Source organism: Photobacterium sp. GB-72, assembly GCF_003026095.1.
Taxonomy (GTDB): Bacteria; Pseudomonadota; Gammaproteobacteria; order Enterobacterales; family Vibrionaceae; genus Photobacterium.
Genome location: NZ_PYNV01000051.1, coordinates 1 through 683, shown reverse-complemented (window position 1 = coordinate 683; position 683 = coordinate 1). Strand labels below are relative to the sequence as shown.

The 683-nt window shown below is 44.5% G+C and carries 5 tRNA genes; all 5 read left to right on the top strand.

Features of this window, described 5'->3' with window-relative positions:
* The first annotated feature begins 45 nt into the window (after window positions 1-45).
* The 5 genes from C9J40_RS21840 to C9J40_RS21820 all read left to right on the top strand — a co-directional run bounded on the left by C9J40_RS21840 (window position 46) and on the right by C9J40_RS21820 (window position 637).
* Window positions 46-120: transfer RNA gene (locus C9J40_RS21840), tRNA-Gln, on the top strand.
* Between the two features lie 33 nt (window positions 121-153).
* A tRNA-Leu gene (locus tag C9J40_RS21835) sits at window positions 154-238 on the top strand.
* An 82-nt stretch (window positions 239-320) separates the two neighbouring features.
* Window positions 321-405: transfer RNA gene (locus C9J40_RS21830), tRNA-Leu, on the top strand.
* A gap of 42 nt (window positions 406-447) precedes the next feature.
* Window positions 448-522 (top strand) — tRNA-Gln (locus tag C9J40_RS21825).
* 38 nt (window positions 523-560) lie between these two features.
* Window positions 561-637: transfer RNA gene (locus C9J40_RS21820), tRNA-Met, on the top strand.
* Window positions 638-683: the final 46 nt, after the last annotated feature.

Here is a 683-nt window from a genome sequence, read left to right as displayed (position 1 = left end):
CCATTCTCTCTAGTTTGTGAAAAGTCTTGTGTGAACAAGCGCTGTAGGTCTATCGCCAAGCGGTAAGGCAGCGGCTTTTGATGCCGCCATTCCCTGGTTCGAATCCAGGTAGACCTGCCATTATTTAGATTGATTGTCTCGACGATTAATCATGCGGAAGTGGCGGAATTGGTAGACGCACCAGATTTAGGTTCTGGCGCCGCAAGGTGTGAGAGTTCAAGTCTCTCCTTCCGCACCATTATTCTTTAGATCAGTTTTTACCAATTACTGATTTAAATTATACAACTAGAGAAACAACAGTTATTCGTAACTGACAATATGCGGAAGTGGCGGAATTGGTAGACGCACCAGATTTAGGTTCTGGCGCCGCAAGGTGTGAGAGTTCAAGTCTCTCCTTCCGCACCATTCTCTCTAGTTTGTGAAAAGTCTTGTGTAAGCAAGCGCTGTAGGTCTATCGCCAAGCGGTAAGGCAGCGGCTTTTGATGCCGCCATTCCCTGGTTCGAATCCAGGTAGACCTGCCATTATTTAAGAGTATTGATGAAATTCAGTATTCTGTGTTGGCTACGTAGCTCAGTTGGTTAGAGCACATCACTCATAATGATGGGGTCACAGGTTCGAATCCCGTCGTAGCCACCATTTATTCTTTAAATCAGCTTTTTACCAATTACTGATTTAAATTATA